Source organism: uncultured Aggregatibacter sp. (assembly GCF_938046485.1).
Taxonomy (GTDB): Bacteria; Pseudomonadota; Gammaproteobacteria; order Enterobacterales; family Pasteurellaceae; genus Aggregatibacter.
Genome location: NZ_CALIWN010000063.1, coordinates 1 through 5476 on the forward strand (window position 1 = coordinate 1; position 5476 = coordinate 5476).

Below are 5476 nucleotides of genomic sequence, written 5' to 3' on the forward strand. Positions count from 1 at the left end.
AGTGGAAAGAACGTTTGGAACAAATGATGAACCAAACGCAAGAAAAAGATATTTTACGCTTCCTTAAACATACGGTATTACCGGCTATGCGTGAGCTACGCCAAGAATTAATTGGTAAATATGAATTGAGTGTACAAATTAACACGTTATTTGAACAAGATGAGCCTGCAGTGGAATTGGTCATTCAAAAAGAATCGATGCGTGATTTTATGTATGGCGTTAAATCTGTGGGGCGAGAAGTATCCACTCAACTAATCAATGATGATAATTTGCCACATATTCAACATAGTATGACCTATGAACCATACACCTATTTCTTTGATGGTCGAGTGGGTTATGATGTGCAATATATGGATCAAGATGAATTGATTGCTGATATGTTGAAACATTATGAACGCTATTTAAGTTTGCTAGATGACGTTGGCCAAGAATTGATGGCACACGAGCAAACAGAACTGGCTGAATAATAAGAATAAAGTGCGGTTGAAAATCCTCTAAATTTTTAACCGCACTTTTTGTTTTAAAACAGATATGAAGATACGAAATACTTTCAAAGCAAATGTTATTTGGGGCAGTTTAGGTTTTAGTTTAGCGATTATTGCAGCCCTTTTATTTGATACGCAGCAAACGATATCTTATCTTGCTGTGGCGAAAGCATTTATTTTCTCTCAGTTTAGCTGGTTTTATATTTTACTGAGTGCATTTTTTCTATTCTTTTTACTCTTCTTGGCATTAGGGCGGTATGGCGATATTAAGCTGGGGAGCGATGAGGAGGAGCCAGAGTTTAAATTAAGCTCTTGGATTGCATTACTCTTTACCTCTGGAATTGGTATTGGCATTGTTTTCCTTGGCGTTGCTGAACCGCTTTCACATTTTCTTTCACCAATAGGTGAATATGAGAAAGTTCGAACGGCATTATTTTTTAGTATTTTTCATTGGAGTATCAGTGCTTGGGCTATTTATGGATTAATTGCACTTACGATTGCTTACTTTGGATTTCGCTATAAATTACCCTTTTCTTTACGCTCTTGTTTTTATCCCTTACTGAAAGAAAAGATTAATGGAAAAGTAGGGGATATCATTGATATTCTTGGGATTTGTACCACCTTATTTGGTGTAGTCGCAACCTTAGGTTACAGTGCGATTCGGTTGGCTGCCGCATTCCATTCAATGCATTTATTGGATAACTCACCCTATTTGGTTCCCCTTATTTTAGTGAGTGTTTTTATCATTGCTATCTTAATTTCACTGCAGGGTATTGCCAACGGCTTCCGTATTCTTAGTGAGCTAAATCTAGGCGTTACCTTTCTCTTTATGCTATTGGTTTTGCTATTTGGTCCGACAATATATTTAATTTCTGCTTTTACGGAAAATATAGGTACCTACTTAAGCGGTTTAATTAGAGTCGGCTTCAAGGCTTATGCCTATGATGTAGAACATCTAGACTGGTTTATGGATTGGACAGTTTTTTACTGGGCATGGTGGTTTTCGTGGGCGCCCGGTTTTGGGATTTTTATCGCACGGATTTCTCGCGGACGAACTTTGCGGGAGTTTATTTTCGGCGTATTGATGGTACCAAGTTTATTCTTCGTTTTGTGGTTCACGGTATTTGGTAATGGAGCAATTTGGGTGAATGAGCATCTTGCTAAGGGGGCATTAGGTCAAGCTGTAAATAATGTAGGATCACTTCTTTTTGATTTTTTGAGTTATTTACCCTATTCCGGCTTAACTAAAATGTTAGCTTTATTTATTATCACGCTCTTTTTTATCGTCACCATTAACTTTGGTATTTATACGCTTAATAACATCGCGATTGAAGACAAAAGCCAGGTTTCACCTCGTTGGCAATCTATGTTTTGGGGTGGATTATTGTCAGCGGTTACGTTTGTTCTTTATCTTTTTGGTGGCATTGAAATACTCCAATCAACGATGTTGTTTTTCTCTTTACCTTTTGCTCTGTTGATGTCAGTGATAGCATGGAGTTTGTTAAAAGGTTTACGATTTGAACGTCAATATTATTCCACAGAGGTTTCAGATTTGTGGACAGGTGCAAACTGGCGTAGCCGTTTAAGACAGTTAATGATTGAATCGAAGCAAGATGACGCCATTTTCCATTTAAAAACAACTTCACTTTTAGCAATGAGAGAGTTACGCCAGTTACTCATTGGTACCTATGGTTTAAATGTGACCTTACAGCAACATTTTGGTCGTGATAATAATCAACTGGTTCTTTTTATTGAAAATGGACTAGCAGAAGATTTTTTTTACCAAATTACCTTGTTTGAGAAGGCTGTATCTGAAACAGCACAAGTTCATCATGCATTAATGGTTTCAACAAATATGCAATTGGAAGGCTATCCTTTGAATATCACAAAGGAAGAGGATTTGATCGTGGACATCTTGCAATGTTATGAGCGATACATGAAAGAACTGGATTTTGTTATTTCATAATTCCTTTCTCATAAGTTCAGCATGATGGACGAGAGTTAATGTCTGATGAGCAAACAGAACTGGCTGAATAATAAGACTAAAGTGCGGTCAGATTTAAAAACGTTTTTAAATCTGACCGCACTTTGCGTTTTATGAATTATGCCAATTCAGCAAAAGCAATATCTGCTGCCGCTAGCGTGCGGTCGATGTCTTCATCAGAATGCGCAAGAGACATAAAGCCTGCCTCAAATGCAGATGGCGCCAGATAAACGCCTAAATCCAACATTTTGTGGAAAAAGCGTTTAAATTTTTCGGTATCGCACGTCATCACGTCCTGATAACAAGTCACTTCTTTTTTATCAGTAAAGAAAATGCCGAACATACCGCCGACATAATTGACGGTAAACGGCACTTGATGTTTATCGGCAAGCTGTTGCAAGCCTTTTGCTAATTTTTCCGTTTGTTGCGCCAGTTTTTGCTCATTACCGGCTTTTTTCAATTCTGTTAAGCAAGCGATACCGGCTGCCATCGCTATCGGGTTGCCGGATAAGGTGCCTGCTTGGTAAACCGGGCCGGTTGGGGCAATGTGTTTCATAATTTCTTTCTTGCCGCCAAAGGCGCCTACCGGCATACCACCGCCGATTACCTTGCCTAAACAGGTTAAATCCGGTGTGACATTGTAGTAACGTTGTGCACCGCCAAGCGCCACACGGAAACCGGTCATTACTTCATCAATGATGAATACGGCGCCGTATTGATCGCAAAGTTTACGTAACCCTTGCAGAAAATCATTTTTTGGTGGAACACAGTTCATGTTGCCCGCAACCGGTTCGACAATCACGCAAGCGATGTCGTCAGGATATTGCTCGAAGGCTTGTTTGACAGAGTCAATGTCGTTATAGGTACAGGTGAGCGTGTGTTTGGCAAAATCTGCCGGCACGCCCGGTGAGTTAGGTTGCCCCAATGTTAATGCACCGGAACCGGCTTTGACTAATAAGGAATCCGCATGACCATGATAACAACCTTCGAATTTGATGATTTTATCTCGATTTGTATAGCCACGGGCTAAGCGAATGGCTGACATCGTAGCTTCGGTACCGGAGCTCACCATTCTGACCATTTCAATTGAAGGGATAAGCTCACACACTAATTCGGCAAGTTCGATTTCCAACGGTGTCGGTGCGCCGAAACTCAAGCCGTTTTGTGCGGTTTTCATCACGGCATTTAAAATAGTGGGGTGATTGTGTCCTAAAATCATTGGGCCCCAAGACCCTACGTAGTCTATATATTGTTTACCGTCTGTGTCATAAATATAAGCGCCTTGCGCTTTTTCAATAAAGACCGGTGTGCCGCCGACACCGTTAAAAGCACGAACCGGTGAATTAACGCCGCCTGGAATAACATGCTGAGCGCGGGAGAAAAGTGCGGTTGAATTTGCCATCGTTTTTATCCTTATATACAAAAAAGTGCTTTATTGTACTGAAAAAAAGGAAGGTGAGTAAAAATATTTATGTAGCCTTTTGCCTTTGTGATATCCTTTGCGCATTTTATTTTCATGGGAAAACCTATGTTATTGACGTTATTTGTTACATTTCTTGGGGCACTTTTAACTTTACTTGTGATGCGCCCCGTTGCTATTAAAATCGGTTTGGTGGATAAACCTAACTATCGTAAACGCCATCAAGGCGCAATTCCGTTAATTGGCGGCATTTCATTGTTTATGGGGAATCTTTGTTTTTATCTCATGCAGTGGGATCAAACGCGTTTACCTTATCTTTATTTATTCAGTATTTTAGTCTTGCTATTAATGGGCATTATTGATGACCGTTATGACATTAGCCCTTTCTTGCGCGCAGGCGTTCAGGCATTTTTAGCCATTCTCATGATCGATATGGGGAATGTTTACCTCGATCATTTAGGGCAAATTTTAGGGCCATTCCAGCTCACGTTAGGATCTATCGGCTTGATTATTACCGTGTTGGCGACCATCGGCATTATTAATGCTTTTAATATGATCGATGGTATTGACGGTTTACTGGGCGGTTTGTCTTGTGTTTCTTTCGCTGCGATCGGTATTTTGATGTATCGCGATGGTCAAATGGATTTGGCTTATTGGAGTTTTGGCTTAATTATTGCAACGATTCCTTATTTAATGATGAATCTGGGGATTCCGTTGGGACCGAAATTTAAAGTCTTTATGGGTGATGCCGGCAGTACGTTGATCGGTTTTACGATTATTTGGATTCTGTTGTTAAGTACGCAAGGCAAAGGTCATCCGATGAATCCGGTGACCGCACTTTGGGTGATTGCTATTCCGTTGGTGGATATGGTGGCGATTATTTATCGTCGTTTAAGAAAAGGGAAAAGCCCATTCCGTCCGGACCGCTTGCATGTCCATCATTTGATGGTACGTGCAGGTTTAACTTCCCGTCAGGCGTTTTTGTTAATTACCTTTGTCGCTGCATTGTGCGCCTGCTTTGGGATTTTAGGGGAAATTTACTATATTAATGAATGGATCATGTTTATCGCATTCATTATTCTCTTCTTCCTTTATTCTTATTCTATTACGAAAGCTTGGAAGATTACTCGCTGGATACGTCGAATGAAACGTCGTGCGGCTAAACGCGCTAAAACTAAATAGAAGTTAAATTTTTCACTAAAAAGTTAGAGTTAAATAAAAAATAACCAGAAATTTTATAAATTATATTCATTTTGGCTAAAAAAATAGCTGATGATAAATTTTTATAAAAAAAAACTAGACAAGCACTTTTTAAACTTTTAATATACGCCCCGCAACGACGCTTCTAGCGCTCGTAGCTCAGTTGGATAGAGCGTTGGCCTCCGGAGCCAAAGGTCGCAGGTTCAAATCCTGTCGAGCGCGCCAAAGGTCATGCGAGTTCAACTCATTAAATATGGTGGCTATAGCTCAGTTGGTAGAGCCCCGGATTGTGATTCCGGTTGTCGTGGGTTCAAGTCCCATTAGCCACCCCATCGGCGAGTAGCGCAGTTTGGTAGCGCAACTGGTTTGGGACCAGTGGGTCGTAGG

Annotated in this window: 3 protein-coding genes, 2 tRNA genes and 1 pseudogene; 5 read left to right on the forward strand and 1 reads right to left on the reverse strand. The window is 40.3% G+C overall.

Going from position 1 to position 5476, the window contains the following annotated elements; translation table 11 throughout:
- Positions 1-467 (forward strand): annotated as a pseudogene (locus Q0203_RS07970) (BCCT family transporter); the annotation flags it as partial.
- Positions 468-531: 64 nt separating this feature from the next.
- Positions 532-2451, forward strand: coding sequence for a BCCT family transporter (locus Q0203_RS07975; RefSeq protein ID WP_297931257.1), 1920 nt, complete (start codon positions 532-534; stop codon positions 2449-2451).
- 136 nt (positions 2452-2587) lie between these two features.
- On the opposite strand, the gene hemL is transcribed toward Q0203_RS07975, so the two are convergent.
- On the reverse strand, positions 2588-3871 hold the full coding sequence (gene hemL, locus Q0203_RS07980) for a glutamate-1-semialdehyde 2,1-aminomutase (protein ID WP_297931260.1): 1284 nt from the start codon (positions 3869-3871) through the stop codon (positions 2588-2590).
- A 126-nt stretch (positions 3872-3997) separates the two neighbouring features.
- On the opposite strand from hemL, the gene wecA reads away from it, so the two are divergent.
- The 3 genes from wecA to Q0203_RS07995 all read left to right on the forward strand — a co-directional run bounded on the left by wecA (position 3998) and on the right by Q0203_RS07995 (position 5421).
- Positions 3998-5071 (forward strand): UDP-N-acetylglucosamine--undecaprenyl-phosphate N-acetylglucosaminephosphotransferase, encoded by a 1074-nt coding sequence (wecA, locus tag Q0203_RS07985; protein WP_032997900.1) that lies wholly within the window; start codon positions 3998-4000, stop codon positions 5069-5071.
- Between the two features lie 166 nt (positions 5072-5237).
- Positions 5238-5314: transfer RNA gene (locus tag Q0203_RS07990), tRNA-Arg, on the forward strand.
- A gap of 31 nt (positions 5315-5345) precedes the next feature.
- A tRNA-His gene (locus tag Q0203_RS07995) sits at positions 5346-5421 on the forward strand.
- The last annotated feature ends 55 nt before the right edge of the window (positions 5422-5476 follow it).